This is a genomic window from Nocardioidaceae bacterium SCSIO 66511 (assembly GCA_023100825.1).
GTDB lineage: Bacteria > Actinomycetota > Actinomycetes > Propionibacteriales > Nocardioidaceae > Solicola.
The window spans coordinates 2,267,827-2,294,144 of sequence record CP095846.1 but is presented as its reverse complement, the minus strand read 5'-3'; the positions used below and the strand labels follow the sequence as shown (position 1 = coordinate 2,294,144).

Annotated in this window: 28 protein-coding genes; 14 read left to right on the top strand and 14 right to left on the bottom strand. The window is 66.8% G+C overall.

The genetic code is table 11. The features are described 5' to 3' along the window. Positions 1-113: 113 nt before the first annotated feature. The 5 genes from MU582_10740 to MU582_10720 all read left to right on the top strand — a co-directional run bounded on the left by MU582_10740 (position 114) and on the right by MU582_10720 (position 4,646). A complete protein-coding gene (locus MU582_10740; protein UPK77085.1) occupies positions 114-911 on the top strand; it encodes a hypothetical protein in 798 nt (265 codons plus the stop codon). After that, positions 904-1,671, top strand: coding sequence for a hypothetical protein (locus MU582_10735; GenBank protein UPK77084.1), 768 nt, complete (start codon positions 904-906; stop codon positions 1,669-1,671). Before MU582_10740 ends, MU582_10735 begins: the two co-directional genes overlap by 8 nt. A 113-nt stretch (positions 1,672-1,784) precedes the next feature. Then, the gene (locus MU582_10730) at positions 1,785-3,134 is read left to right on the top strand and encodes a hypothetical protein (GenBank protein UPK77083.1); all 1,350 of its coding nucleotides are present in this window, start codon (positions 1,785-1,787) and stop codon (positions 3,132-3,134) included. Positions 3,135-3,181: 47 nt separating this feature from the next. Continuing rightward, positions 3,182-3,838 carry a hypothetical protein gene (locus MU582_10725; protein ID UPK77082.1) on the top strand — a complete coding sequence of 219 codons (657 nt, stop codon included), beginning with the start codon at positions 3,182-3,184 and terminating at the stop codon, positions 3,836-3,838. A gap of 46 nt (positions 3,839-3,884) precedes the next feature. Next, positions 3,885-4,646 carry a hypothetical protein gene (locus MU582_10720; protein ID UPK77081.1) on the top strand — a complete coding sequence of 254 codons (762 nt, stop codon included), beginning with the start codon at positions 3,885-3,887 and terminating at the stop codon, positions 4,644-4,646. A gap of 34 nt (positions 4,647-4,680) precedes the next feature. On the opposite strand, the gene MU582_10715 is transcribed toward MU582_10720, so the two are convergent. The 9 genes from MU582_10715 to MU582_10675 are packed head-to-tail and all read right to left on the bottom strand — an operon-like array spanning position 4,681 to position 11,914. Further along, positions 4,681-5,253, bottom strand: coding sequence for a hypothetical protein (locus MU582_10715; protein UPK77080.1), 573 nt, complete (start codon positions 5,251-5,253; stop codon positions 4,681-4,683). A 6-nt stretch (positions 5,254-5,259) separates the two neighbouring features. Beyond that, positions 5,260-5,619, bottom strand: a complete 360-nt coding sequence (locus MU582_10710) for a metal-sulfur cluster assembly factor (GenBank protein ID UPK77079.1) — start codon at positions 5,617-5,619, stop codon at positions 5,260-5,262. A gap of 40 nt (positions 5,620-5,659) precedes the next feature. Next, positions 5,660-6,103, bottom strand: coding sequence for an SUF system NifU family Fe-S cluster assembly protein (locus tag MU582_10705; protein UPK77078.1), 444 nt, complete (start codon positions 6,101-6,103; stop codon positions 5,660-5,662). 3 nt (positions 6,104-6,106) lie between these two features. Then, the gene (locus MU582_10700) at positions 6,107-7,381 is read right to left on the bottom strand and encodes a cysteine desulfurase (GenBank protein ID UPK77077.1); all 1,275 of its coding nucleotides are present in this window, start codon (positions 7,379-7,381) and stop codon (positions 6,107-6,109) included. Beyond that, positions 7,381-8,139 carry a Fe-S cluster assembly ATPase SufC gene (sufC, locus tag MU582_10695; GenBank protein UPK77076.1) on the bottom strand — a complete coding sequence of 253 codons (759 nt, stop codon included), beginning with the start codon at positions 8,137-8,139 and terminating at the stop codon, positions 7,381-7,383. Before sufC ends, MU582_10700 begins: the two co-directional genes overlap by 1 nt. A gap of 38 nt (positions 8,140-8,177) precedes the next feature. Further along, the gene (locus MU582_10690; protein UPK77075.1) at positions 8,178-8,507 is read right to left on the bottom strand and encodes a non-heme iron oxygenase ferredoxin subunit; all 330 of its coding nucleotides are present in this window, start codon (positions 8,505-8,507) and stop codon (positions 8,178-8,180) included. Positions 8,508-8,517: 10 nt separating this feature from the next. Further along, positions 8,518-9,726 carry a Fe-S cluster assembly protein SufD gene (gene sufD, locus MU582_10685; protein UPK77074.1) on the bottom strand — a complete coding sequence of 403 codons (1,209 nt, stop codon included), beginning with the start codon at positions 9,724-9,726 and terminating at the stop codon, positions 8,518-8,520. Further along, the gene (gene sufB / locus MU582_10680) at positions 9,723-11,162 is read right to left on the bottom strand and encodes a Fe-S cluster assembly protein SufB (GenBank protein UPK77073.1); all 1,440 of its coding nucleotides are present in this window, start codon (positions 11,160-11,162) and stop codon (positions 9,723-9,725) included. Before sufB ends, sufD begins: the two co-directional genes overlap by 4 nt. Next, positions 11,159-11,914 (bottom strand): transcriptional regulator, encoded by a 756-nt coding sequence (locus MU582_10675; protein ID UPK77072.1) that lies wholly within the window; start codon positions 11,912-11,914, stop codon positions 11,159-11,161. The genes sufB and MU582_10675 overlap by 4 nt, the downstream gene beginning before the upstream one ends. A gap of 150 nt (positions 11,915-12,064) precedes the next feature. Between MU582_10675 and MU582_10670 the strand changes: the two genes are divergently transcribed. Both MU582_10670 and MU582_10665 read left to right on the top strand, forming a co-directional pair. Beyond that, positions 12,065-13,351 (top strand): hypothetical protein, encoded by a 1,287-nt coding sequence (locus tag MU582_10670; GenBank protein ID UPK77071.1) that lies wholly within the window; start codon positions 12,065-12,067, stop codon positions 13,349-13,351. A gap of 89 nt (positions 13,352-13,440) precedes the next feature. Continuing rightward, positions 13,441-14,829: a hypothetical protein gene (locus MU582_10665; GenBank protein ID UPK77070.1), complete on the top strand. Its 1,389-nt coding sequence runs from the start codon at positions 13,441-13,443 to the stop codon at positions 14,827-14,829. A gap of 228 nt (positions 14,830-15,057) precedes the next feature. Here MU582_10665 and MU582_10660 read toward each other — a convergent pair whose 3' ends face one another. Next, on the bottom strand, positions 15,058-16,356 hold the full coding sequence (locus MU582_10660) for a hypothetical protein (protein UPK77069.1): 1,299 nt from the start codon (positions 16,354-16,356) through the stop codon (positions 15,058-15,060). 122 nt (positions 16,357-16,478) lie between these two features. On the opposite strand from MU582_10660, the gene MU582_10655 reads away from it, so the two are divergent. The 3 genes from MU582_10655 to MU582_10645 are packed head-to-tail and all read left to right on the top strand — an operon-like array spanning position 16,479 to position 19,118. Further along, complete coding sequence (locus tag MU582_10655; protein UPK77068.1) at positions 16,479-17,399, top strand: ABC transporter ATP-binding protein; 921 nt, start codon at positions 16,479-16,481, stop codon at positions 17,397-17,399. Beyond that, positions 17,396-18,169: an ABC transporter permease gene (locus MU582_10650; GenBank protein ID UPK77067.1), complete on the top strand. Its 774-nt coding sequence runs from the start codon at positions 17,396-17,398 to the stop codon at positions 18,167-18,169. The genes MU582_10655 and MU582_10650 overlap by 4 nt, the downstream gene beginning before the upstream one ends. A 1-nt stretch (position 18,170) precedes the next feature. Further along, a complete protein-coding gene (locus MU582_10645) occupies positions 18,171-19,118 on the top strand; it encodes a COX15/CtaA family protein (GenBank protein ID UPK77066.1) in 948 nt (315 codons plus the stop codon). 56 nt (positions 19,119-19,174) lie between these two features. On the opposite strand, the gene MU582_10640 is transcribed toward MU582_10645, so the two are convergent. Continuing rightward, on the bottom strand, positions 19,175-19,777 hold the full coding sequence (locus MU582_10640) for an NAD(P)H-dependent oxidoreductase (protein ID UPK77065.1): 603 nt from the start codon (positions 19,775-19,777) through the stop codon (positions 19,175-19,177). Next, positions 19,774-20,835: an LLM class flavin-dependent oxidoreductase gene (locus MU582_10635; GenBank protein UPK77064.1), complete on the bottom strand. Its 1,062-nt coding sequence runs from the start codon at positions 20,833-20,835 to the stop codon at positions 19,774-19,776. Before MU582_10635 ends, MU582_10640 begins: the two co-directional genes overlap by 4 nt. An 89-nt stretch (positions 20,836-20,924) precedes the next feature. Here MU582_10635 and MU582_10630 point away from each other — a divergent pair, with 89 nt between their 5' ends. Further along, positions 20,925-21,374, top strand: coding sequence for a MarR family transcriptional regulator (locus MU582_10630; GenBank protein ID UPK77063.1), 450 nt, complete (start codon positions 20,925-20,927; stop codon positions 21,372-21,374). Between the two features lie 39 nt (positions 21,375-21,413). On the opposite strand, the gene MU582_10625 is transcribed toward MU582_10630, so the two are convergent. Together MU582_10625 and MU582_10620 are read right to left on the bottom strand one after the other, a co-directional pair. Then, positions 21,414-22,142 (bottom strand): gamma-glutamyl-gamma-aminobutyrate hydrolase family protein, encoded by a 729-nt coding sequence (locus MU582_10625; GenBank protein UPK77062.1) that lies wholly within the window; start codon positions 22,140-22,142, stop codon positions 21,414-21,416. Positions 22,143-22,187: 45 nt separating this feature from the next. Beyond that, positions 22,188-22,904 carry a DeoR/GlpR family DNA-binding transcription regulator gene (locus tag MU582_10620; protein ID UPK77061.1) on the bottom strand — a complete coding sequence of 239 codons (717 nt, stop codon included), beginning with the start codon at positions 22,902-22,904 and terminating at the stop codon, positions 22,188-22,190. A gap of 172 nt (positions 22,905-23,076) precedes the next feature. Between MU582_10620 and MU582_10615 the strand changes: the two genes are divergently transcribed. From MU582_10615 to MU582_10605, 3 genes are read left to right on the top strand one after another with little or no spacing between them, the layout of a single operon-like run. Continuing rightward, positions 23,077-24,006, top strand: coding sequence for a carbohydrate kinase family protein (locus MU582_10615; protein UPK77060.1), 930 nt, complete (start codon positions 23,077-23,079; stop codon positions 24,004-24,006). Beyond that, entirely contained in the window at positions 24,003-24,881 is an 879-nt protein-coding gene (locus MU582_10610) for an aldolase (protein UPK77059.1), read from the top strand. Before MU582_10615 ends, MU582_10610 begins: the two co-directional genes overlap by 4 nt. Before the next feature lie 17 nt (positions 24,882-24,898). Continuing rightward, on the top strand, positions 24,899-26,296 hold the full coding sequence (locus MU582_10605) for a hypothetical protein (protein UPK77058.1): 1,398 nt from the start codon (positions 24,899-24,901) through the stop codon (positions 26,294-26,296). Positions 26,297-26,318: the final 22 nt, after the last annotated feature.

Below are 26,318 nucleotides of genomic sequence, written 5' to 3'. Positions count from 1 at the left end.
ACGGGGCAACGGGCCCGGCCCACCGAAGGGTCTAACCTGTGCCGGTACGCAGTCCCGATCGTCAGGGAGAGTGATCCGGCCATGGCGGCCAGCACAGATCGGTCGATCACGCGGTGACCGACGCCGAACACGACTTCCAGCAGCGCACCCGCCAGATCTTCGACGGTGTCGAGTACGCGCCGAAACCGGTTCTCGTCATCTCCGACGCCGAGATCCTTGCGCTCGACGGACCCGACAAAGCCAGCCTGGTGCCGATGCTCGGCCTCGGCGAACCCGTCTCCGACCAACAGCGGGCGCTCGCGACCGAGGAGGCCGCCCAACGGTTGTTCGAGACCGGGCGTACGGAGACCGGCACTTCCCTCGGCGGCCCCAATTCCGTCGACGAGGAGCCTACGGCTCGCACCGTGCTTCGTCTCCGTCGCCAGTGGCTGAGCGCTCTGCTCATCGACCAGAACAGCGGCCTCGGCCGGCAGTTCACGGCCGTGTACGTACGCGCCGATCGCAGGGCGCTGGTCGAGGTGACCACACACGACGGCCGGCATCAGTTCACCGCGATGAAGCGCGCTGCCGCGCTCGATGCCGCCGCAGGTCTGCTCAACCCGCTGCCGGACGTGGCCGACGACGACGGCAAGGGCCGCGTCTACCCGGTCGCGACCTGGCAGCAGGACGCACAGACGCTGCTCGGCCAGGCCAAGATCGCAGCCAGCGTGATCTCGCTGCGGCACAACAAGACCATGGACCGGCGAGCCGAGGACCGGTTCGCGCTCTACAACTTCGACGACCGGAGTGAAATCCTCTACGCCGAGTCACCAGAGCGCGTACGCATCGCGCCGATCTCCCGGCGCACGCTGCGTGAACGGTTGGAGGAAATCACCAGCCCGCTCGATGCACAGGGTGCCGACCATGAGTGAGCTCGTGGAGTACCTGCGCTCGGCGCTGACCGGCACCGGGAAGGACGTCGCCACCTACGAGTGGATGTCCGACGAGGAGACGGCGGCGATCGAGCAGACCGACGATTCCCGGTTCACCGTACGCCCGTGGCTGGAGCAGCAAGACGACATCCATCCGAGCGTGCCTGCCCGGTTCGGCGAGCGAAGCCTGGTGATGCGCGGACTGCTGGTCGCGGGTACGGACCCCGAAACCGGGGAGCCGGCGCTCGTACCCTCCGATGAGCTGCGCTTCCTGGCCGACACTCGTCGGCTGGGGGTGGCGTACATCCTCGCGCGAGCGATCGAGCGCGGTCGCCGAAGCGCGCGCACGAACATCCTGCAAGAGCAGATCGGGTCGTACGAGGAAGACATCGACGATGAGGGAATTCACCTGTTCTCCGCCTGCACCTACCGGGCCACGGTGAGCAGGCTCGCCGAATGGGCCCTCCCGAACGCCGACCGAGGCGGCGTACAGATGCGTACGCGGATCTCCACCGACCGCTGGCAACGCTGGATCATCAACGAGCTCGGAGTCGACGTACGCGCGGTCGAGCTGGACCTGTTCTTCCCCGGGACAGACGGCGAGGTGGCGCCGCAGACCTGGCTACTCGCACAAGGGCTCGAGACGGCGATCCTCGCAGAACGAGAAGGCGAATCGTTGCAGATCACGTCCATGACTCGGACCCGACTCGAGGAGCTGCTGGCCGAGCGAATTGCGGCCTCGCTCGGAGTCCAGGTGTGACCTGACCCCCCTGTGCACGCACAGGGGGACATCCACGAGTTCGGTGACCCAATGCGGGGATAACGTTGCCGAGACGTGACAGAACGTAACTGCGGAAGGAGTCGGACGGGACCATGGCCAAGCTACCTTTTCCGCACTACGAGGGAAGTGCCGATGCGGCCGCCGACGCCGGAGGTCAGGCGAAGGACATGCAGGCGACGTTCGGCGCTCTGACGTCGAACCTCTCCAGCCAGAACGACACCGCCGCGAACCAGTCCGTCGGCACCATCAAGTCGAACGTCGAGAACATCACCGCAGATCCTCAGGAAGGCTCCGGTGAGCAAGCGACCTGGGCCCTGGTCGGCGGTGGGGCGATCAACCATTTCGCGAGCGCCATCCGTACGTACAACGGCCACGTCGACGACCTCAACGAGGAGTACAAGACCGCCAAGGCGAACGACTTCGGCGTCGCCGACGACGCAGGTCACAAAGAGGGCAACACCGACGCCGAGAACGACAAGGCACGCGATGGCCTGATCGACGCCGCACGCACGAAGCTCGAGGGCGAGCTGGAGGAGAAGCGCAAGGGCTACGAGGGCGACCTCGACGATGCTGCCGACTTCTCTGCGGCCATGCTGACAGCAGGCCCGACGCGCGAGACCGTACTGGCGTTGTACCTGATCGGCTCGATCGATCCGGAAGAGGCGGCCGTCGCACTCGGCACGACCGTCCACGGCCTCAACGAGCTTCGCAAATGGGTCGGCACCGTCAAGGGGGCGTTGGGGCTGAAGGGCAGCCTGGCATCGGTCGCCCAATGGCTCGCCGGCAAGGACCTGAACAAGCTCACCAATGGCTCGATGCAGAAGTGGGACGTGCTGCAGAAGCTGCGTGAGCTGGTGCGAACGAACCGTGGCACGACGATGCCGTTCGCCGACCGCGTCGCTGCCTACAAGACCGCCAAGCAGGCACTCCGGGGCGATGCTCTCGTCAAGGCCGCACAGCCCGGCAATCTCTTCGGCAAGTACGGCTACGTGGGCAAGCACGCGGCGAGCGTCAGCAAGTGGACGAAGTTCCTCAACGTCACCGGCAAGGTCGGTAAGGCGTTGCCGCCGCTGGCCGTCCTGGCCGGCGGTTACGGGCTGTACGACTCGATCGCCAACTGGGAAGGCGACGGCCCGCTCGGCGGCACACTCGACGACTACAACAACGTCGTGGGCAGCACGGCAACGGTCGTGTCCGGCGGCCTGGGTACCGGGATGATGATCGCCGCCGCGGCCGGGATGGCGTTCCCGCCGGCCGGTGCGGCGATTGCGATCGGCGCCGGAGTCGTTGCCCTGGGCAGCCTGGCCGTGACGTATCGCCACGAGATCGCCGACGGTGCGAACTGGGTGTACGAGCACAGCGGGGCCAAGGACGTCGTCGAAGGCGTCGGTGATGTCGTCGAAGGCGCGGGCGACCTGATCGACGACATCACCCCGTGGTGACCGGCCGGCACGGTGGCCGCATCCGACATCTGCGACACTGACGCACCATGGCGAGGCCCGGAGACCTGCAGGAGCTCGGCCGGCTGATCGACAGCCACCGGCCGGTGAGCACGACCCTTGGCTGGGCCGTCGTGTTCGCGATCAGCATTCCGTTCGCACTGATCCCCGTTCTCGCTGCGCCGAACTCGCTCGGCCTGACAGCGGGCCTCTTCGTATTCGTCGTGCTCATGGTGTCCTTCACCTATGGGCTCGGCGAATGGCTGTTCCTGCAGCACCTGCTGTACGAGCACGGCACGGTGCTCCGTTCGCTGCCCGGCATCCGTACGTTCGTGGTTCCGCACTACAGCGTCGACACCGCGAGCATCCAGGTGGCAGGTCGTCGTGTGCATGACGGCGGCGTAGTCACGTCGGTGGAGGTCGGCCGCGTGGGGTCGTTCCGGGTGACCCCGCTGGCAGCGCAGACCGTGCGGTTTGATGCCCTGGACCCCGCGTACGCACGGCCGCTCGCCAAGGGCAAGCTCGACTGGCAGGGCGCTGCGGGCGAGTACGAACACGACGGCCGGCAGCAGGTCTGGAAGCCGCACAGATCGATGGTCTGGGCACTCAGCCATCGCGACGCCGAGGCCTATGCACAGCTCGTGCGAAACACCGTGCTGGCATCCCAGCAGGTCTACACCTACTACCGCGCCGATCAGCGGCACTGACCGGCATCGACCAGCACGGCGCGAAGCAATCGACCGAGGAGCGAGCTTGACCGACCACCTGGTCCAGTACCTGCAGGAGGTCGTCGCGCCGTCGGACAACGGCTGCGTGACTTTCCTGGCCCTGTCCGACGAGGAGACGGCGGCGCTGGAGTCCGACGACCGTTCGGGACTGACTGTGCGTCCGTGGATCGAGTCCCAAGATCGCCTCGACGCCGAATCGGCAGCCGTCTTCGGTCGGCGCAGCCTGTACATGCGAGGTCTCGCCACCATCGATCAGGAGCCCGGAGGGTACGCGCTCAACCTCACTCAACAGCTGCAGTTCGCCGCTGATGCCCGTCACCTCGGGGTCGGCTACATCTTCGCCCAGGCGGCGCAGAACGGCCAACGCACCGGTCGCAACAACGTGCTGCAGAGCCGGGTGGGCACGTTCGAGGAAGACATCGACGACTTCGGTATCCACCGGTTGTCGGGCTGTACGTACCGCACAGCGCTGCAACGACTGGCCGCGTGGGCGATTCCGCCGTCCAGCAACGGCCAACCGATCCGGGAGTCGGTACCGGCGCGACGGTGGCAACGCTGGGCGAGTAAGGAGCTCGGGCCAAACGTGCGTACGGTCGAGATCAACCTGGCGCTGCCCGACGGCAGCGGATCCTTCGCGGAAAGCGTCTGGCACACCGCATTCGGCAACGGGAGCTCCATCCTCGGGGTGCCCGCAGGTGGCTCCATCAATGTCTCGTCGGCGACCCCGAGCCAGCTCGAGTACGCGCTGGCCGAACAGGTCACGGCGGCACTCGGTGTGGCCGTCTGAGGTCGTCGGCACGCCCCGACCATCGACTGATCAGTCAGGCGAGCTCGTTCAGCTCGATCGACACTGCGCGTACCTGCTCGCTAGCAGCATCCAACGTCTTTCGGCGCGGCTCGCCGATATCGAGCCAACGGTCGGCATGCGTGAGTCCGCGGACGCGGGAGGTGTCGACCGCGGCGTCGACCAGCCGCCGGTCTCCCCCGCCGTACGCGAGGAGCGGAGTCGCGGCGCCGAGGACGCGGTGTACTGCCTCACCGGCGGCGGCAGCAAGCTCGTCGGCCTGGTTGGCACGGCGGCGCGCGTAGCGCTGTTGGCTCCAGCCTCCTGCTTTCGTCCGCCCTTGTACGTAACGCGTTCCGCACTTCGAGGCAACGATCCGCTTGCTCTCGACCAGGCCGATCGCGTACCCGCCGCGGCGCACCAGGATCAACCCGAACCGGGTCGGCGGGGCCTCGGCGACGTACTCGGCGACGGCGCCGTCTGCGCCGGTCAGCCGGACTAGCCCGCCGCTTTCGGCACGCGTGTGCCCGCCGTGGCGGGCGCCGAAGCGCTCGCACCAGCCGTGGATGCGTTCGTAGGCGACCAGCACCGTACGGTGCGGCGACTCCACCTCAGGTCAGACGTTGAAGCCCAGCGCGCGCAGCATCTCGCGGCCGTCGTCGGTGATCTTGTCCGGACCCCACGGCGGCATCCAGACCCAGTTGATCCGGAAGTCGTTGACCAGGCCCTCGAGCGCCTGTCGTGTCTGGTCCTCGATCACATCGGTCAGCGGGCAGGCCGCCGACGTCAGCGTCATGTCGATCGACGCGTTGTTGTCCTCGTCGAGCTGGACGCCGTACACAAGGCCGAGGTCGACGATGTTGATGCCGAGCTCGGGGTCGACGACGTCCTTGAGCGCCTCATTGACATCGTCTACTGCGACCGTGGTGTCCGCAGACAGGTCGACATCAGGCAGATCGGTTGCGTTCTCGGTCATGCTTCCTCCTTCTGGCAGCGCAGGCCGTTGCGCGCGCTGCTCATTCGGGCCCTGCCGCGGCCTGCGCCGTTGCGTCCTTGAACGCCATCCAAGACAACAGCGCACACTTTACCCGCGCCGGAAACTTCGCCACACCCGCGAACGCGATGCCGTCCTCGAGACGGTCTTCATCGGGCTCGACCTGGCCGCGACCCTGCATCACGGCCTGGAACTCCTCCAGGATGCCCATGGCGTCGTCGACCGATTTGCCGATCAGCAGGTCGTTCAGCACCGACGCCGACGCCTGGCTGATCGAACAGCCCTCCGCGTCGTATGAGATGTCGGCGACCTGACCGTCCGCAAGATGCACCCGCATGGTGATCTCGTCACCGCACGTCGGGTTGACGTGGTGCACCTCGGCCTCGTACGGCTCCCGCAGACCCTTGCCGTGCGGGTTCTTGTAGTGGTCGAGGATGATCTCCTGGTACAGAACGTCGAGATCCATCCGTCACCCCACCTTGAAGTAGCGCTTGGTGTACTCGATGCCGTCGACGAGCGCATCGATCTCGGCCGGCGTGGTGTACAGGTAGAACGACGCCCGGGTCGACGACTGCACGCCGAACCGCTTGTGTGCCGGCTTCGCGCAATGGTGACCCGCGCGCACCGCGATACCGCGCGAGTCGAGGACTTGGGCGACATCGTGCGGGTGCACGTCGTCGAGCTCGAACGACACCGCTCCCCCGCGGTCGACCGATTCGGTGGGGCCGAGGATGTTCAGGCCCGTGACCTCGCCGAGTCTGCCCAGCGCGTACGCCGTGATCTCCTGCTCATGCGCCGCGACCGCATCCATGCCCAGCGCCGACAGGTAGTCGACGGCTGCGCCGAGACCGATCGCCTGCACGATCGGCGGCGTACCCGCCTCGAAGCGTGCCGGCGGCGGCGCGAACGTCGAACGCTCCATCGCCACCGTCTCGATCATCTCGCCGCCACCGAGGAACGGCGGCAGGGACGCAAGGAGGTCGTAGCGACCCCAGAGCACGCCGATACCGGTGGGGCCGACCATCTTGTGGCCGGTGAACGCGACGAAGTCGGCGCCGAGTGCTGCCACGTCGACCGGCAGCTGCGGGACCGCCTGTGACGCGTCGACGACGACGAGGGCGCCGACCGCATGTGCCTTCTCGACGATGACCGACAACGGGTTGACCGTGCCCAGCATGTTCGAGACCCACGCGAGCGAGACGACCTTCGTATGCTCGGTGATCAGCGAATCGAGGTCCTCGAGGTCGAGCCGACCGTCATCGGTGAGCCCGAACCACCGCAGTGTGGCGCCGGTGCGGTCACGTACGAGCTGCCACGGCACGATGTTGGAGTGATGCTCCATCTCGGTGATGACGATCTCGTCGCCGTTGCCGAGACTGTGGTCGCCCGTAGAGTTGGCGAGCACGTTCGCGACCAGGTTGAGCGCCTCGGAAGCGTTCTTGGTGAAGACGACCTCATCGCGCGACGGCGCGTTGATGAAGGCCGCGACCTTGTCACGTGCACCTTCGAACGCCGCACTCGACTCCGCACCGAGCTGATGCATCGCGCGGGCGACATTGGCGTTGTAGCGACGGTAGTGCTCGTCCATCGCATCCAGCACGACACCCGGCTTCTGCGAGGTGTTGGCGCTGTCGAGGTAGACGAGCGGGTGGTCTGCGGCCAACCGCCGACCGAGCACCGGGAAGTCCTGGCGCACCAGGTCGACGTCGTAACCGACGTGCGTACCGGGCTCGGCGACAATCATCAGACGCTCGCCCGTACGTACTTGTCGTAGCCCTCGGCCTCGAGCTGCTCCGCGAGCTCAGCGCCGCCTTCGTCGGCGACCTTGCCGGCGACGAACACGTGCACGAAGTCGGGCTTGATGTAGCGCAGGATCCGCGTGTAGTGCGTGATCAGCAGCAGACCGCGGTCACCCTGGCCGGTGAAACGGTTGACGCCGTCGGCGACGATGCGCAGCGCGTCGATGTCGAGGCCGGAGTCGGTCTCGTCGAGCACTGCGAACTTCGGGTTCAGCAGCTCCAGCTGCACGATCTCGTGGCGCTTCTTCTCGCCGCCGGAGAAGCCGTCGTTGACGCTGCGCTGGGCGAACTGCTTGTCCAGCTTGAGGCCCTCGAGCGAGTCGTTGACGTCCTTGACCCACGTACGCAGCTTCGGCGCCTCACCGTCGATCGCGGTCTTGGCAGCGCGCAGGAAGTTCGCGACCGAGACGCCCGGGATCTCTACGGGGTACTGCATCGCGAGGAACAGTCCGGCACGCGCGCGCTCGTCGACGGTCATGTCGAGCACATCGGTGCCGTCGAGGGCGACAGAGCCGCCGGTGATCTTGTACTTCGGGTGGCCGGCGATCGAGTAAGCCAGCGTCGACTTGCCCGAGCCGTTGGGGCCCATGATCGCGTGCGACTCGCCCGACTTCACGGTGAGGTCGACGCCGCGCAGGATCTCCTTCGGGCCGTCCTCGGTCTCGACCTCGACATGCAGGTCGCGGATGTCCAGTGTGGCCATGTCTCTCGTACTCCGTCTGTTTCGTGGGATCTGTGGGTCTATTCGGGTGCGGGCAACGGGCTCTCGACATCGACCACGATGTCGTCGCCGTCGCGTTTGCACGGGTATACCGAAACCGGTTCGGTCGCCGGCAGGTTGAGCACTGCGCCGGTACGTACGTCGAAGCGAGAACCGTGCAGCCAGCACTCGATCTCGCAGCCTTCGACGTCGCCCTCCGACAGCGGGATCTCCGCATGCGAGCACTCGTCGTGGATCGCGTAGACGTCGTCACCGTCACGCACCAGCGCCACGTCGACTCCGCTCACCTCGATCCCGATCGAGCCGCCTTTCGGCACGTCGTCGAACGACGCCGCACGCACGAAGCTCATCGCCGTGCCCTCATGCCGTCGTCTCGCTCGTCGCCGCGGCGACACCGATGTTCTTCGCCAGCTCGGCCTCGACAGCGCTCAACAGTCGCGGCTCGATCTGAGGTACGCCGATGCGCCTGATGATGTCGTTGAAGAAGCCGTAGACGACCAGCCGCCGCGCTTCGTCCTCTGGGATGCCGCGGCTCTGCAGGTAGAACAGGTGCTGATCGTCGAACCGGCCCGTTGTGCTCGCGTGGCCGGCGCCGGCGATCTCGCCCGTCTCGATCTCGAGGTTCGGAACCGAGTCGGCCCGACAGCCGTCGGTCAGCACGAGGTTGTCGTTGCTCTCGTAGGTCTCGATGCCCTCGCCGGACTTGCGGATGAGCACATCGCCGATCCACACCGTATGCGCCTTGTCGCCCTGCAACGCACCCTTGTAGTCGACGTGGCTGCGTCCCTTGGGCCGGTTGTGGTCGACGAACAGCCGGTGCTCGAGATGCTGCCCGGCGTCGGCGAAGTACAGGCCCAGCATGGTGACGTCACCGCCGGAGCTGCCGTACTCGACCGAGGAGTTCAGCCGTACGAGGTCGCCGCCGAACGACACCGCGACATGCTTGTACGTGGCGTCGCGCCCGACCACCGCGTGGTGGTGTGCGACGTGCACGGCATCGTCGTCCCAGTCCTGTAGCGACAGCAGGGTGAGAGTCGCGCCGTCGCCGACACGCACCTCGACGTTAGCGGCGAGCAGAGCACTGCCCGAGTGGTCCAGCAGGATCGTCGCGGACGCGAACTGCTCGACGTCGAGGAACACGTGCCCGAACGTGGCCTGGTCGGAGTTCTCTCCGCGCACGCTGACCACGATCGGCTCATCGACCTCGGCCTCCGCAGGCACGGTGACGACGGTCGCCTCGGTGAAGGATGTCCAGGCCTGTGCGCTGATCCGGTCACCCGGGGCGTACACGCTACCCAGGCGTGAATCGTCGCGACCGACGGTCTCGACCCGCACGCGCTCGTCGGCGTCGACGCTCGCGACCAGCTTGCCGTCGGGGTTGAACTTGCCGTTGTGCAGGCCCTTCAGCCGTTTCAGCGGCGTGAATCGCCAGATCTCCTCCAGGCCGTTCGGGACGGCATGGTCGTCAAGGGAGAACGAACCCGTCGGGTGGAGATGACTTGCGATGCGCTCGGTCGTCTCGATTGCTCCCGAGAGATTCTCTTTGTCGGTATCAGTGGTGACGGTCACCCGACGGCACCTTCCATTTGCAGCTCGATCAGACGGTTCAGCTCGAGGGCGTACTCCATCGGCAGCTCTCGGGCGATGGGCTCGACGAAGCCGCGGACGATCATCGCCATCGCCTCGTCTTCATCGAGGCCGCGGCTCATCAGGTAGAACAGCTGGTCGTCGCTGACCTTCGAGACGGTTGCCTCGTGGCCGAGCGCGACGTCGTCCTCGCGTACGTCGACGTACGGATACGTATCCGACCGGCTGATCTGGTCGACCAGCAGCGCATCACATTTGACCGTGCTGGCCGAGTGTTCGGCGCCTTCGAGCACCTGCAGCAGGCCGCGGTACGACGTACGACCGCCGCCGCGCGCGACCGACTTGGAGATGATGGAACTCGACGTGTGCGGTGCGCAGTGCACCATCTTGGCGCCGGAGTCCTGGTGCTGGCCCTCGCCGGCGAACGCGAGCGACAGCGTCTCGCCGCGCGAGTGCTCACCCATCAGGTAGATCGCGGGGTACTTCATCGTCACCTTGGAGCCGATGTTGCCGTCGACCCACTCCATCGTCGCGCCCTCCTCGCAGGTGGCGCGCTTGGTGACGAGGTTGTAGACGTTGTTGGACCAGTTCTGGATCGTCGTGTAGCGGCAGCGGCCGCCCTTCTTCACGACGATCTCGACGACGGCCGAGTGCAGCGAGTCGGTCTTGTAGATCGGCGCGGTGCAGCCCTCGACGTAATGGACGTAGGCGTCCTCGTCGACGATGATCAGGGTGCGCTCGAACTGGCCCATGTTCTCGGTGTTGATCCGGAAGTACGCCTGCAGCGGGATGTCGACGTGCACGCCGGGCGGCACGTAGATGAAGGATCCGCCGGACCAGACCGCGGAGTTCAGCGCGGAGAACTTGTTGTCACCGACCGGGATCACGGTGGTGAAGTACTCCTTGAACAGCTCCGGGTGCTCGCGCAGCGCCGTGTCGGTGTCGAGGAAGATGACACCCTGCTCCTCGAGATCCTCGCGGATCTGGTGGTACACGACCTCCGACTCGTACTGCGCGGCGACACCAGCGACGAGACGCTGCTTCTCGGCCTCGGGGATGCCGAGCTTGTCGTAGGTGTTCTTGATGTCCTCGGGGAGGTCCTCCCAGGACTGGGCCTGCTTCTCCGTCGAGCGGACGAAGTACTTGATGTTGTCGAAGTCGATGTCCTCCAGGCCGGCGCCCCACTGCGGCAGCGGCTTACGGCCGAACAGCTTGTGGCCCTTCAGCCGGAGATCGAGCATCCAGTCGGGCTCGTCCTTCTTCGCGGAGATGTCGCGTACGACGTCCTCCGAAAGGCCGCGCTGTGCCGCGGCGCCCGCGGTGTCGGAGTCGGACCAGCCGAAGTCGTACCGGCCGAGACCGGCGAGCTCCGGGTTGGCTTCCTCGACCGCATTGCGCTCGTTGGACGTTGTCGTCATCTGGGAGTCCTCCCGGGGTTGTTCGAACCTGTTGTGGCAGCTGCCGGTGCGCCCGCAGTGCTAACAGCGCCGGCCGCCGTGGGATTCCTGTCGTGGTCGGGAACATTCGTGGTGCACACGCCGTCGCCGTGCGCGATGGTCGCCAGCCGCTGGACGTGCTGACCCAGCAGCCGGGAGAACACCTCTGTCTCGGCGTCACACAGCTGCGGGAACTCCGCGGCCACGTGAGCCACCGGACAGTGGTGCTGGCAGACCTGATCGCCGCTCGGTGCAGTACGAACCGATGCGGCATACCCGTCGGCGCTCAACGCGTCGGCGAGCACTCGGGGTCGATCCTCGACCGGCACGGCCTCGATCAGCGGCCGATAGCGCTCCTCCAGCTCGCCGACCCGGCGCCGCGCGAACTCGAGAACCGCCTCGTCTCCCGAGGTGTCCGCGAGGAACCGCAGCGCGTGAACGGCGAGATCGTCGTACTGCTGCGCGAACTCATCACGGCCGGCGTCGGTGATCACGAAGATCTTCGGCGGTCGACCACGGCCGCGATGCCCGGTGACCCTCGGCTCCCGCGCCTCGATCGTGCCCTCGGAGAGCAACTGATCGAGATGCCGGCGTACGGCTGCGGGAGTGAGCTCCAGGCGTTCGGCGAGGTCAGCGGCCGTCGACGGGCCGGATTCGAGGATGCTCTTGACCACGCGGTCACGCGTCGGCGCGTCGTCGGGCTGCGACGACTCGGCGGCACGCGTGTATTTCACAACACCAGTGTGATGTTAATGCTCGGTGCGTTCAACCAAGGTTGACCTTAGTCACTACCGACCCGGAATCGGCCGCGTACGCTGCGTGACCCTTCCGCGTCATAACGTCCTACATACCAACCGTCCAAGCAACGCTCCCGGGATGACTTCATGGCGCACTACGAGTACTACCCGGCGACCTCGGGTTCCGTCCGAGGCATCGCTCGCCAGTCGAATGGCTCCGCCGATGCGATCGCAGGCGTCGAGAGTAACGTCGAGTCCGACCATCGAGCGGCGATCAGCGAGGCCGCCGGCGACGCCCAGACCGCGATCAAGCCGATCACCAAACCGATCGTCGGTGACGCGGCGCAGGTGAAGCGCCGGGCGATCTGGTCCGCGTGCCAGCTGGAGAAGTTCGCCGATGCGATCGACAAGTACAACAAGACGTCGTCGGACCCCCGGTCGATCGACCGGCTCAACAAGGCGTTCGACAAGCTGACGAAGGAAAAGAAGGACAGCGGCGGCCGGGCGCTCGACGTCGAGAAGGGGCGCCTCGACACCCAGATCGACGACGCCGCAGAGCAGGTCGCGAACAACCTCGACCGAGAGCCCACCGACGCTGAGGTCCGGTTGGAGTGGAGGGCGGGCAACCTTCCCGCGTCCGCAGTCATGGCATTTCCCGGCGCACATCTGAAGCTCGGTGACCTCCCCCCTGGCACAGCTGACACGGCTATCACCGAAGACGGCCTGAAGGCCTTCACCGACGGGGGTCTCGCCGACGTGCTGGCAGACCCCGACCTGAACTCGAAGGTCCGCGACCTCATCCTCGACACCCGCCAGGGTGCGGTCGATGAGTTCGCCAAGGACTGGAAGATGGGCGATCACCTCCACCCGGGCGGCAACTGCAACGCGAAGACGGGCTCGTCGATGGGCAGAATCATCGGACCGGACGGGCGCGTCTACGACCTGTCACCACCCGGCGACGGTACGGAGAACGGGTGGGATCCGGTCATGTCGAAGAACGGCAGTATCACCGTCGGCGACGACTCGGACCCGACCGCCTTCTTGTTCAGCCCGTACGGGCCGAACGGTGACTACCAGTCGATCGGCCCCGACCAGGAGAAGTACCTCCACGACGCCTTGACGGCACCGCCGGTCGGAGTCGAGGGCCCGCTGACCGGCCCCATCCCCGACTCGCAGAAGCCGCCGCCCATCGATCGCATGGTCGGCGCGTCAGACCTGGTCCGGGACGCTCTGGAGAAGCTCGAGAACGTCAATCAGGCCGAGGCCAATCGCCACTACGCCAGCCAGATCTCCTTCCAGGAGAACGAGGACGGCTCACGGCGAGCGGTCATCACCACATACCAGGTGCAGAGCGACGGCGAGGACATCCGGGTCAAGGTCGGCTACGCCACCCTCGACCCGGAGAGCGGACACCTCGAGCCGATGACCCCGTGAGCCGCGACGGCGTCACGGCGGCGCCATAGCCGGTCTGTGGTGCCTCCGTTCGAACTATCAACCGCTTCGCCCTACTTTCGGGAGGACTAATGGGGCACTACGAGTACTACTCCGCCGACGCAGGCTCGGTACGCGAGATCGCGCGGCGATCGAACGGGTCGGCAGACTCGATCGCCGGCGTCGAGCGCACGGTCGACTCCGACCATCGCGCCGCGATCAGCGAGGCCGCGGGCGAGGTCCAGGAGGCGATTCGGCCGACGACGACTCCGTTCAAGGGCGACGCGTCACAGATGACGCGTAAGGCGATCTGGTCTGCGTGCCAGCTGGAGAAGTTCGCCGACGCCATCGACGAGTACAACAAGACGTCGTGCGATCCGCGCTCGATCGACAGCCTCAACGCTGCGTACGACAAGCTGACGAAGGACAAGAAGGACAGCGGTGGTCGAGCGCTCGACGTCGAGAAGGGGCGCCTGGACACCCAGATCGACGACGCTGCGAACGAAGTCGCGACCAACCTCGATCGGGAACCGACGAACGAGGAGATCCGCCTCGAGTGGGCCGAAGGCAACCTTGCGGCCGCCGCCGTCTCGGCGTGGCCGGGTGCGAACCTCAAGCTCACCGACCTCCCAACACTGGGCAGGGATACCGCGATCACCAAGGATGGACTCGCACACTTCAGCGATGCCGAGCTCGCCAAGGTACTCGGCAATCCCGACCTCAACTGGTCGGTTCGCGAGCTCATCGCCGGGAACCGTCCCGAGGCAGTCGCCGAGTTCGCCAAGGACTGGAAGCTCGAGGACAACGTCCACCCCGGTGGGACTTGTCTCCCGGGAGTCGGCCACTCCACCGGAAGGATCATCGGCCCCGACGGACTGCTCTACGACCTGGCGATACCGGGTGACGCACCGCCGACGGACGGCCCCGTGATGAGGCCCCAGTACGACGCGATTCCCGATGACGGTCCTGGATCCGGCTGGAACACGGTCATGTCGCAGGACGGCAGCCTCGCCTTCGGCGATCCGGTCGACGCTTCGGACACCATCGCATGGATCCTCTCCGGAGCGAAGCCGTACGGTGAATGGCAGTCGGTCGGCGCCGACCAGTACGACTATGTGGTCACCGACAACGGAGTGGCGTACCTCAACGACGGCACCACCGCCCCACCCGACGTCGAGAAGCCGGTGACCGGGCCGATTCCGGACTCGCAGAAGCCCCCGCCCTCGGTCGAGCGCAAGCTCGGCGCATTGTCGCTCGCAATCAGTGGTTTGGAGGGTCTCAGCGCCGCCCAACAGGCCGAGTACAACCGGCACTACTCGAGCGAGGTCGTCTTCCAGGAGAACGAGGACGGATCGCGACGAGCCATCATCAACACGTACCAGGTGCAGGGCAACGGCGAGGACCTCCGCATCAAGATGGGCTACGCCACGGTTGACCCGACGACCGGCGAGTTGGTTCCGTACACACCGCCGCCGGAGTAGGCGCGGCCGACAGCGCCGGATCGCCCGGTTGCGATCGGTTACGCCCAGATCTCATTCCGTTGCGATCGGTTACGCCCAGATCCACTAGGTAGCGACCGGGGACGCCCAGATCCCGCCCCGTTGCGACCGGGGACGCCCAGATCCACTAGGTAGCGACCCGGGCGTAACCGATCGCAAAACACCGGCCCGCCAGATCACGGCCGTACGAGGGTCTGCGACGGAGCGAGCTCAGCGCTCCTGCCAGTCCGGCTCCTGCACCGGCCCGTCGGACGGACCGTTCTCGCCGCCCCAGTGCTCATCGCGTCCTTGGAACGGCCAGAGCGTTGCCGTACCGTCCAGAGGCGACATCTCGTCGCGGCCGATCTCGGTCGTCGTCCCGTCGCGGTTCTGGCGGTAGAGCTCGAAGTCGGGGTAGTCGTCGCCCTGTAACCGTGCGTAGTTCTGGTCGGGGTCGATCGTGATCTGCGTGTCGACGGCACCAGCAGGCGTCTGTGGATTCACCGCGTGTACGTCGATCGTGATCCGACCATCCGAATGGGTCTGCACGGTGGGATGGGTGTTCGTCCACGGCAGCTCGTCGTCGACGATCTCCCGCGCGTCCATATCTGCACCGGCGCGCGTCGTACTGCCGCTGACGGTGTAGCTCATCTCCCCCGTCGCTGTGTCGTACGCGAACGCAATTCGGTACGGCGCGTTCGCGTCACTGGTGAATCCACGGTTGTCCCCGAGCAGGTCCGCGGGTTCGGCCGCATCGTTGCGGCTGATGAAGTAGCGGCCGTAGATGATGCCGCGATCGGGACCGGGCTCGCCGACCTGTGCGGTGACGGCCTGCGCGCTCGTGGGTCCGGGCCCGAAGAACGTCGCCCAGGTGCGGCGTTGCTCTCCCCCGGTCGGGAAGTCGCCACCCTTCTCCCATGCCTTGAACTCCGGCAGGTCGGTGAAGTCGTAGTCGGAGTACACGGCCGCGGCAGCAGGTGGCAGTACGCCGGAGGCCATCCATCGCCGTACTTCGGCCTCGCTCGGGTCGTAGTTGGTGACCATCCCGGCGGCCTCGTCTCCGGCCTCGTCCAGATCCTTCTCGAGCTCCGCGTACCGCTTGTCCAGGTTCGCGATCATCTGGCCGCGCAAGATGTCCTCCGAACCCGGGGGAAGCAACGGCGGGTTCATCGGGTCGACGTGAACCGCGGTCTCGGTGACGTAGAAGTCGTGTGCCTGCGCATTGGCGTACTGCTCGTTCAGCTCGTCGACTTCTTGGTCGAAGATGAGCACGGCGTCGCCGAAATACCGGAGCCCTGCTGCGGATGCGAGCGCCATCCGCATCTGCGTGAATGCCTCGCGGCGTACATCCGGCGGGACCTTGTTGATCGGGCCGGAGATGTCGCCCGCAACCCCTTCCCTTGCGGGCCCGTGCGCTGTCCAGACGTTGGTCGAGAGGTTCTCGTAGTCACCGGCGGAGCTCTCGACCGTTTCGGCGCGGTCCCAGTAGAACTCGGCCGAGTGCGGGTGCTTCTCCCATGGTGGAGACATGGTGTTGCATCCCTTCTCACCGCCCGATCGGTCGTCGCAACCCTAGGCTGTCCCAGGGTCAGCCTTGTCCACTCGCGCACCCGAGCGAGGAGTGTCACCGGTCACGTAAATAGACTGGCCTGGTGGAGCCCCCGGTCGTCGAAGTCAGCGGCCTCGTCATGCGCTACGGGGATGTACGCGCCGTCGACGGCCTGAGCCTGCGCGTCGACCGCGGCACCGTCACCGCGGTACTCGGCCCCAACGGCGCGGGTAAGACGACCACGATCGAGACGTGCGAGGGCTACCGGCGTCCGCAGGTCGGCACGGTACGCGTGCTCGGGCTCGATCCGGTTGCCGACGCCCGCGAGCTGCGACCCCGTGTCGGCGTGATGTTGCAGCAGGCTGGTTCGTGGTCGGGTGCTCGCGCGCATGAGATGCTCGCGCACGTCGCGTCCCTGCATGCCCACCCGCTCGACGTCGATGCACTCGTCGACCGGCTCGGCATCGGATCTCTCGGACGTACCCCGTACCGCCGGATGTCCGGAGGGCAACGCCAACGCCTCGGCCTGGCGATGGCGATCGTCGGGCGTCCGGAGCTCGTCTTCCTCGACGAACCCACCGCCGGTCTCGACCCACAGGCCCGCCGCGCGACCTGGCAGCTCGTCGACGACCTCCGCGATGCGGGAGTCAGCGTCGTACTCACCACGCATTACATAGACGAGGCCGAGCGGCTCGCCGACCACGTCCACGTCGTCGACAACGGTCGCGTGATCGCCAGCGGTACGCCGATGCAGCTCACGTCGTCGGGTGCAGAGAACACCATCCGCTTCACAGCGCACCCAGGCCTGGACGTCGGCGAGCTCGCGCAGGCACTTTCGGCCGCGACGAAGGTCGTCGAGACGATGCCCGGCTCGTACGTCGTGACCGGCGAGATCGACCCTTCGCTGCTCGCAACGCTCACTGCGTGGTGCGCCTCGAACGGCATCATGCCCGAACGCCTCTCCGTCGAGCGACGCACGCTCGAGGACGTCTTCCTCGATCTGACCGGTCGGGAGCTCCGGTGACGCTCGATCTGACGCCGCGCCCGGGGGCCGCACCGCTACCACGGATGGTCCTTGCCCAGGCACGCATGGAGAGTCGCCTGCTGCTGCGCAACGGCGAGCAGATCCTGCTCGCATTGGTGATCCCGTTGCTAGTGCTCATCGCCGGCACGGAGTCCGGCGACGTGGTCGATCTCGGCTCGGGATCGCGAATCGACATCCTTGCGCCGGGCGTGCTCGCCCTGGCGATCATGTCGACGTCGTTCACCTCGCTCGCCATCGCCACCGGTTTCGAGCGCCGGTACGAAGTGCTCAAGCTGCTCGGGTCGACTCCCCTACCGCGAGCCGGCCTGCTGGCCGGCAAAACCATCGCGGTACTGGTGGTCGAGGCGCTGCAGCTGGTCGTGCTGGCTGCTACCGCGCTGCTGCTCGGGTGGAACCCGTCCGGCGGGGCAGCATCGGTCGCCATGCTGGTCCCGGTCGTGTTGCTCGGTACGGCTGCATTCGGCGCATTGGGACTCCTGGTCGCAGGCGTGTTACGCGCAGAGGCGACGCTCGCCGCGGCGAACCTGATCTACGTGCTGCTGCTACTCGGTGGGGCCATCGTCGTACCGCTGCAGCGCTACCCCGAATCGGCCCAGCCGTTCCTCGAGCTGCTGCCATCGGCGGCACTGTCCGAGAGCATCCGATCGGCGACCGCGGGCGACGTACCCGGCATCGCTCCGATCGTCGTACTGTTCGCCTGGACGGTGCTCGCCGGATTCACCGTCGCCAAGACATTCAGGTGGGAGTGAGATGCGGCGGCTGATCGACGCTTTCGTCACTCCGTCCGATGGATTCGTACGCGGGTTGGCGATCGCCAACCTGGTCGCGAACATCGGCATCGTCGTCACGGGCGGAGCTGTACGGCTGACCGGCTCCGGCCTCGGCTGCCCGACCTGGCCCAAGTGCACCGAGGACTCCCTCACTCCGCATTCGGAGCTGGGCATCTACGGCGTCATCGAGTTCGGCAACCGTCTGCTGACGTACGTACTGGTGGCCGTCGCGATCGCCACCTGGCTGGCGATCCTGCGCTGGCGGCCGCGGCGGCGTAGCGCGCTCGTGCTCGCGACGATGATCGCGTTGGGCATCCCGTTCCAGGGAGTGATCGGCGGCATCACGGTTCTCACCGACCTCAACCCGTGGGTCGTCGCGCTGCACATGATGCTGTCGATGACGCTCATCGCCGGTGCAACGGTCCTTCTGGTCTGGGTCCGTCGACCGTACGGCAGCAGCGGTGAGCGCGTCGTACCCGGTGCGGCCCGCCAGCTCGTCGTACTCACCTATGTCGCGCTCTGGGTTGCCTTGTACATCGGCACGATCGTCACCGGGAGCGGCCCGCATGCCGGCGACCTGGACGCGCGGCGCAACGGCCTCGATCCGGCCGATATGAGCCAGCTGCACGCCGATGCCGTACTCGTCCTCCTCGGTCTGTCCGTCGGCTGCGTGTTCGTTTTCCGCGCGTTGCACCTCCCGGCGCGCCCCACCGTCGTGTTCCTCGCCGTCGGACTCGCACAGGGTTTGATCGGCTTCGTCCAGTACTTCACCGACCTGCCGATCGTACTGGTCGCCGCTCATATGCTCGGCGCATCGGCCCTCGTTGCCGTTGGTACGTGGCTGATGTGCGCGGCGTACGGTCGTGCCGCCGACACGATCACGCCCGTCACCGCACCAAGCTCGAAGACCGCCGAACCTCGGCCATGACGCGTTGACGTCCGGCGACGACCGCGAGGACATCGCAGCCGGCGGCCGGCAAGTGCTCACGTCGGCTCGGACGAGGAAACGCGTGCGTCGAGCAGGGTTGCGACGTCATCGAGTGCCATCTCGATCCGACCGTAGACACGCGGGTTGAGCAGTATCGTGCCGTCGAAGTCGCCCGACGACGCAAAGACCGCCACGGGCACGGTCATCGCCTGAAAGAACCCGAACAGCGGACGCAATGCGTGCTCCAGCACCAGGGCGTGGTGGTCACCGCCGCCCGTCGCCGCAAGCAGTACGAGCTTGTTCGCGAGCGCGTACTGGTCGATGAGGTCGAAGAAGTGCTTGAACAGACCGGTGTACGAACCCCGAAACACCGGTGTCGCCGCGATCAGCAGGTCGGCGCCCTCGGCGAGCCGGAGGACTGCCTCGATGTCGGCGGGCGCGTCTTCGCGATCGGTCAGACCGGTGAAGCTCGGCCCGAGCCGGTAGACATCGATCCGTTGCACGCGGATGGCGCGAGTGGCTCGCAGCGTGTCCAGCACGACGTCGACAAGACCCATGGTCTTCGACTTCTCACTCGGGCTGCCGTTCACCACGACCACCTCGAGGGCCGCGCCGGCCCCGCCGACATCGTGCGCGGCATCGATGAGCGTCGTCGTCATGCGGCGCTCCCCTCTATGGCGTCCACCTCGCGGCGGACGACCGGCGCAACCTCGGTGCCGAGCCGCTCGATCGCATCGAGGTGATCGCGCTGCGGGACACCGCCGAACCCCATCTGGATGAGGGCGCGGTTCAGGCCGTAGACCCGGTGGTACTCCATCAGCTTGTCGATGATCTCCTGCGAGCTACCGACCAGCAGGCCGGACTGCGGAGTCGCCTGCGCGTCGAATGCAGGCCTCGGGATGCGAATGCCCTCGCCACGTTGATGGTTGTTGTCGGCCATGCCCTTCGCGAAGTACGGGTACATCGTGTCCCGCGCTCCCTGGCTCGTACGACCGACGAAGCCGTGCACGTTGATGCTCACGGGCAGATTCATCGCGTCGTGGCCCGCCTGCTGAGCCGACCCCCGATACAGCTCGATGGTCTGCTGGTGTGACCTGAGCGGCCCGAGGAGCAGTGCCATGGCCATCGGGAGGCCGAGGCGTCCCGTACTGATCGCGGAGGCCGGTGAGCCGCCGACCCCGACCCAGATCGGGATCGTCTCCCCATCGGCTCGTGGCGCGATGTCCGCGTCGACCAAAGGTGCCCGGAACTCACCGGACCAGGTCAACGGGTTGCGCTCGCGGATCTGCAGCAACAGGTCCAGCTTCTCGCGAAACAGGTCGGCGTAGTCGGCCAGGTCGTAGCCGAACAGCGGGAAGGACTCGGTGTACGACCCGCGTCCGGCGATGATCTCCGCTCGACCCGCGGAGAGCAGGTCGATGGTCGCAAATTGCTCCCACACGCGTACCGGATCCTCCGAGCTGAGGACGGTCACCGAACTGGTCAGCCGAATGTCCTTCGTGGCCTCGGCCGCGGCGGCGAGCAGGATGGTGGGAGCAGAGCCGACGAAGTCGCTGCGGTGATGCTCGCCGACGGCGAAGAGGTCCAAGCCCACTGCGTCGGCGAGCCTTGCTTGCTCGATCGTCTCCTGCACGCGTTGCCGCGGCGATGGGAGGTGCCCGGTGAGCGCGTCCTCGGTCACTTCCCCGAATGTCATGATGCCGATCTCGAACGTCATGTTCCTCGCCTCCGATATAGTTGCCTATGCAGACATCTATAACGGCGACCAGCAAGACACTATTCCCGCCCCGTGGTTAGATTTCCGATATGGCGACCGAGAAGCTCCGCGAACTCGAGGACGAGGCATGGCGCGGCTTCCTGCTCACCCACGACTCGATCTGGCGCGCGCTCGAATCCGGCCTTGCTCAGGTGAGCGTGAGTATGTCGGAGTACAGCGTGCTCAGCCTGCTGGGCGAGGCGGGCCGTAACGGCATGCGTATGTCCGATCTCGCCTCTCGCCGGCTGATGTCGACCGGCGGATTCACCCGGCTCGCCGATCGTCTCGAGAACCGAGGACTCATCGAGCGCCGACGATCCCTCGACGACGGCCGCGGGAGCAATGCCGTGCTCACCAAGGACGGGCGCGCACTACTGCGCAAGGCATGGCGCCAGCAGCACGCAGATCTTCGACGGCTGTTCTTCGACCGACTCGACGATGACGACCTGCGGGCTCTTGTGCGTATCTGGACACGACTCGGACACGCCGAGCGGCCGTAGCCGTCCGGACACACACTGACCCCGCGCGAACCGCGCCGGTCATTCTCCGCACGCCTCGACAAAGCCCTTGAAGATCGTCGCCGCATCCACGGACGGGCCGTCGGGGTCCTCTGGATGCCACTGCACTCCGACGCACCAGCCGGACTCGGCCTCGACTCCCTCGACGATTCCGTCGTCGGCCACCGCACAGGTACGTAGGCCGGTGCCGACCTCACGTATCGCCTGGTGGTGTCCGGAGCGTACGACCAGGCGGTCGGTGCCGTAGAGACGCGAGACCCATGAGTCCGGCGCCAGCGTCACTGCCTCGTCGACGAAGAGCTGTGCCGGAGCGACCCCGTGATGCAAGGCCGGGTCGGCGATGTCGGTGTACAGAGTTCCGCCGGCAGCGACGTTGATCAGCTGGTTGCCACGGCAGATCCCCAAGACCGGTATCCCTCCGCGTCTGGCGGCGGTGATGACCTCGATGGTGTAGTCGTCGGCCCGCCGATCGACGCCATACAGGTTGGGGCCGGATTCCGCTCCGTACAAGGCGGGGTCGATGTCTCCGCCGCCCAGCAACAGCACACCGTCGGTCGTACATGCGACGTCGACCGGTAGACGCTCGGCCGCCGAAACGTCGATCACGGACACCTCTGCACCCGCATTCGACAGGAGCCGAAGCGCCGAGACGGCAAGCCGGTCGACGAGGCCGCGGACCTCATCGGACGCATCCGGAACATAAAGCGGCGCGAGCACCCGAATGCGCGGGATGGACGCGGAAACAGTCATGGACGATCCTGTCGACTCGGCGTAGATAAGGTCCCCACGGCGAGACTAGGTTGCCACCTCGACCTCGATGCCCGCATCGGTCAGCGACGCCCGCTGAGCGTCTGACGTACCGGCATCGGTCACGACCCGGTCGATCCGCTCCAACGGACACAACAAGACCGGGGCGGTGCGCTCGAACTTGCTGTGGTCGGCCAGCAACACCACCTGATGCGCCCCCGCCATCAGCGCGAGTTTCGTCGGCCGCTCGACGTCGGTCTCGACGTACACGCCCCGCTCGTCGATCGCCGAAGCGGCCAGGAAGAACGTACGCACCCGGAGTCGCTCTGCGGCCTCGACGGCCGACGGACCAACGAACGCCTGGCTCGCCGAGTGCAGATCGCCACCAAGCCCCACGACCCGGACCTCGGGTCGCCCGAGCAGTGCATGGACAACCGGGACGGAAGGCGTGACCACGGCGCCCGCGAATGACGACGGCAGCGCCTGCACGATCGGATAGGTGGTCGTGCCCGCATCGATGCCGACGACGTCGTCGGTGCGTACGGACCGTACGGCGTGCCGTGCAATGAGGTCCTTCTCCGCCGCTCGCAGCTGTGCTCGCGTGACGAACTCCGTCGACCTCAGATGCGCGTGCGGGAGACGAACGCCGCCGTGGACCATCACGACCTCGCCTTCGCCCTCGAGTCGGCGTAGGTCTCGGCGGACCGTCATATCGGAGATGCCGAGCTCTTCCGCGAGTCCCGGAACGGAAAGAAACCCAGACACATGGAGTTGGTCGACAATCCACCGTCGTCGCTCCGGCGCGCCGTCGTACCGGAGCCTCGTCACCAACGCGATCTTCTCCTATCTCGTCACCGCAAACAACGGATGTTGCTATTCCAACATTCTATGTTAGCGTTTCGACGAATTTACGTCCGTGCCGCCCCCGGAGGACCGCGTGTCGACCTCGCTCTCGCGTCTCGTCTTCGTCGGTGCTGCCACGTTCGATGCGATCGCGCTCGTCCCGGAGTTCCCGGCGGGCGACCAGCGCACCATCGCCGACGACTTCGAGGTCGCGGGCGGTGGTCCGGCCGCCACTGCAGCGGTAGCCGCCGCTCGACTCGGGCAGACGAGCCAGTTCGTCGGAGCGGTCGGCGCCGACGCCGAGGGTGACCGGGTGCTCGCCTGGCTGGATGACGAGGGCGTCGACACGGAGTGCGTCGAACGCACGACAACCCGTCGCACAGGTGCAAGCGTGATCCTCGTACACGCCCGCGACCGGGTACGCGCCATCGCGACTCGCCCGGTCGCGCCGCTCGAGATCGGCGCCGACTCCCCCGCGGCAGAAGCGATCCGCACCGCGGACTGGGTGCACGTCGACCACATCGGCTGGCCGGCGATCAGAGGTCTGGTCAACCCGTCGGCGAACAGCGCACCGAGGGTCTCCGTCGATGCGGGCAACCCGATCGACGCGTTCACGCCGACGGGCGTTGCGCTGCACGTACCGACCGTCGAGTCCCTGCGTCGTACCTACGGTGCGCTCGACGTACCCGCACTCCTCGACCGAGCGCTGAGCGACGGCGCACACACCGTTGTTGCGACGAACGGAGCCGAGGGATGTTTCGCCGCTTCGCAGGGCGGTGAGCAAGCGAGCGCCGACGGGCATCAGATCGACGTGGTCAGCACCCTCGGCGCCGGAGATGTGTTTCACGGTGCGCTGCTCGCAGCAACCGTACGCGGGCTTCCGCTCGAGCAGCGTCTCGCGTACGCGAACGTCGCAGCCGCACTTTCCTGCCGCGCCCTCGACGGGCGCTCGGCCATACCCGATCACGACACCGTTGTGACCGCGCTCCGCTCCGACAACGACGCGAGGTACGAAACAGAATGACGACCGCCCGCCGGGACCTCAGCTCGATCACCCGACCCTCCGGAGCATTCGCGATGCTCGCCATCGACCAGCGTGAGGCGCTCCGGGCGATGTTCGCGGAGCATCAGACCACGCCGGTCTCGGACGAACAGGTGACGGACTTCAAACTGGCGGCGACCCGCGCTCTGACCCCGTACGCGTCTGCGGTACTGCTCGACAAGCAGTTCGTGCTCGACCGCGCCATCGAGGAGGGCGCGATCGACGAGAACTGCGCACTGGTGGCGGCGGCCGACGAGTTCATCCCCAGCCGCGACGAGCTGGTCGCGGACACCAGGATCGACCCGGCCGTCGACCCCGCCGAGTATGCGCGTCAGGGCGCGAAAGCACTGAAGCTGCTGGTGATCTACCGGCCCGACACCGATCCCGTGGCGCGCGCCTCGATGGTCGAGGAGTTCGTCCGGCGATGTCGCGCGCACGACCTGATCAGCATCGTCGAGCCGGTCTCCCGCGCGCCCCTCGGCGGCGACCATTGGGACTGGAACGCCGGCGTACTCGCTGCGGCCAAGGAGCTAGGAGCGCTCGGAGCCGACCTCTACAAGGCCGAGGTCCCCCACCACGGTGAGGGCGACGCCGATCTGATCCGCGCCGACTGCGCCGCCATCACCGATGCCGTCGACTCGCCCTGGGTCGTACTGTCCAGCGGCGTACAGGCGGATACGTTCCCCGAAGCGGTACGAATCGCCTGCTCCGCCGGAGCATCGGGGTTCCTGTGCGGCCGAGCCGTCTGGAGTGGCGCCGTCGGCCGCCCCGACTACCCTGCGGCACTCTCGACCGACGCCGTAGCGCGACTACAGCGTCTCTGTGCCGTCGTCGACGAAACCGTCGCAGGGCGCTGACAAAGGGAGGCGACCACATGACACGCATCGCGATGATCCCCACCGCACGACCGACGTTCGCCGTCGACGTTGCCGAGCTGCGTGCTGCCGCCGCTCGCGAGCTGCTCGTCGAGCTCGGCGCCGAGGTGGTCGGTCCGACCGACCTGGTGATGACTCCCGACGCCGTCGAAGCGGCCGCCGATTACCTCGGCGACGACGTCGACCTGGTGATCAACGTGTGTGCGTCGTTCTCCGACGCCACTCCGGCTCTTCGGCTCTACGGTGACGCGGCTCCGGTGCTGCTCTGGGCGTTCCGCGAACCCGGACCTGTCGGCGACCGACTCTGGCTGAACTCCCTGTGCGGCGCGAATCTCTTCGGTCACGCGGTCGTCCGCGCAGGAGGCGAGGTCCGACTTCTGTACGGCGACCCCGACGAGTCCCACGTACGTGATGCGTTGTCGGAAGCCCTCGACGGCAGACTTCCGGCCGCCGCGGACCTCCCCGCAGCTCACCGGCCGCGTGCGAGCGACGACACCGCCCGAGACGCGCTCGCCACCCTCCGAGGGCAGCGCATCGGGATCGTCGGCGACGCACCGGCCGGATTCACACCCAGTGAGTACGACGAGGCGATGCTGGCGAAGCTGCTCGGTGTCGAAGTCGTCGCGTTGACCACCGACGACGCGTTCGCCAAGGTGCGCAAGGTGAGCGACGCGGACCGCACGCGCGAACTCGCCGATGCGCGCCGGCAGCGACCGACCCTCGACGACCTGGATGACTCGCAGGTCGCAGGCTTCGCGGCGATCACCTCGGCACTGCGCGACTGGACCGCCGACCAGGTGCTGTCTGCGCTCGCCGTTCGGTGCTGGCCCGAGTTTCCGACCGAGCTCGGCACCTGCCCGTGCTCATCGCTGTCTCGCCTCGCAGACGCGGGCACGCCGACCGCATGCGAGCGCGACGTGTACGGGACCGCGACCATGCTTCTCCTCGAGGCCCTCGGCTCAGGACCCACGTACCTCGTCGACACGGTCGACCTCGACGTACGAAAGAACATCGTCCGGGTGTGGCACTGCGGCTCCGCCGCGACCGAGCTGGCAGCAGACGGCGCCCCGTCAACCCAGTCCGTGCACTGCAACCGCAAGATCGGCGTCGTCGGCGACTTCCCGCTCAGGACGGGCCCCGTCATCCTGGCCCGGCTCACCGAGGATCCGAACAGCAACGGACTCCGGCTGTTGATCGCATCCGGAGAGTCCGTACCGGAGCCGAACAGGTTCCAGGGCAACTCCGCCGCGGTCGCCCTCGACGCCGACGCCGAGAACTTCGTCAACGGACTGGTGACCGGCGGATTCCCACACCACACGGTCCTGGCCTGGACCGACGTACGCCCCCAACTTCGAGCAGCAGCAGATCTGATCGATATCCCAGTCGTGGAGTGGTAGGCACTCACGCAATCTGGAAGGA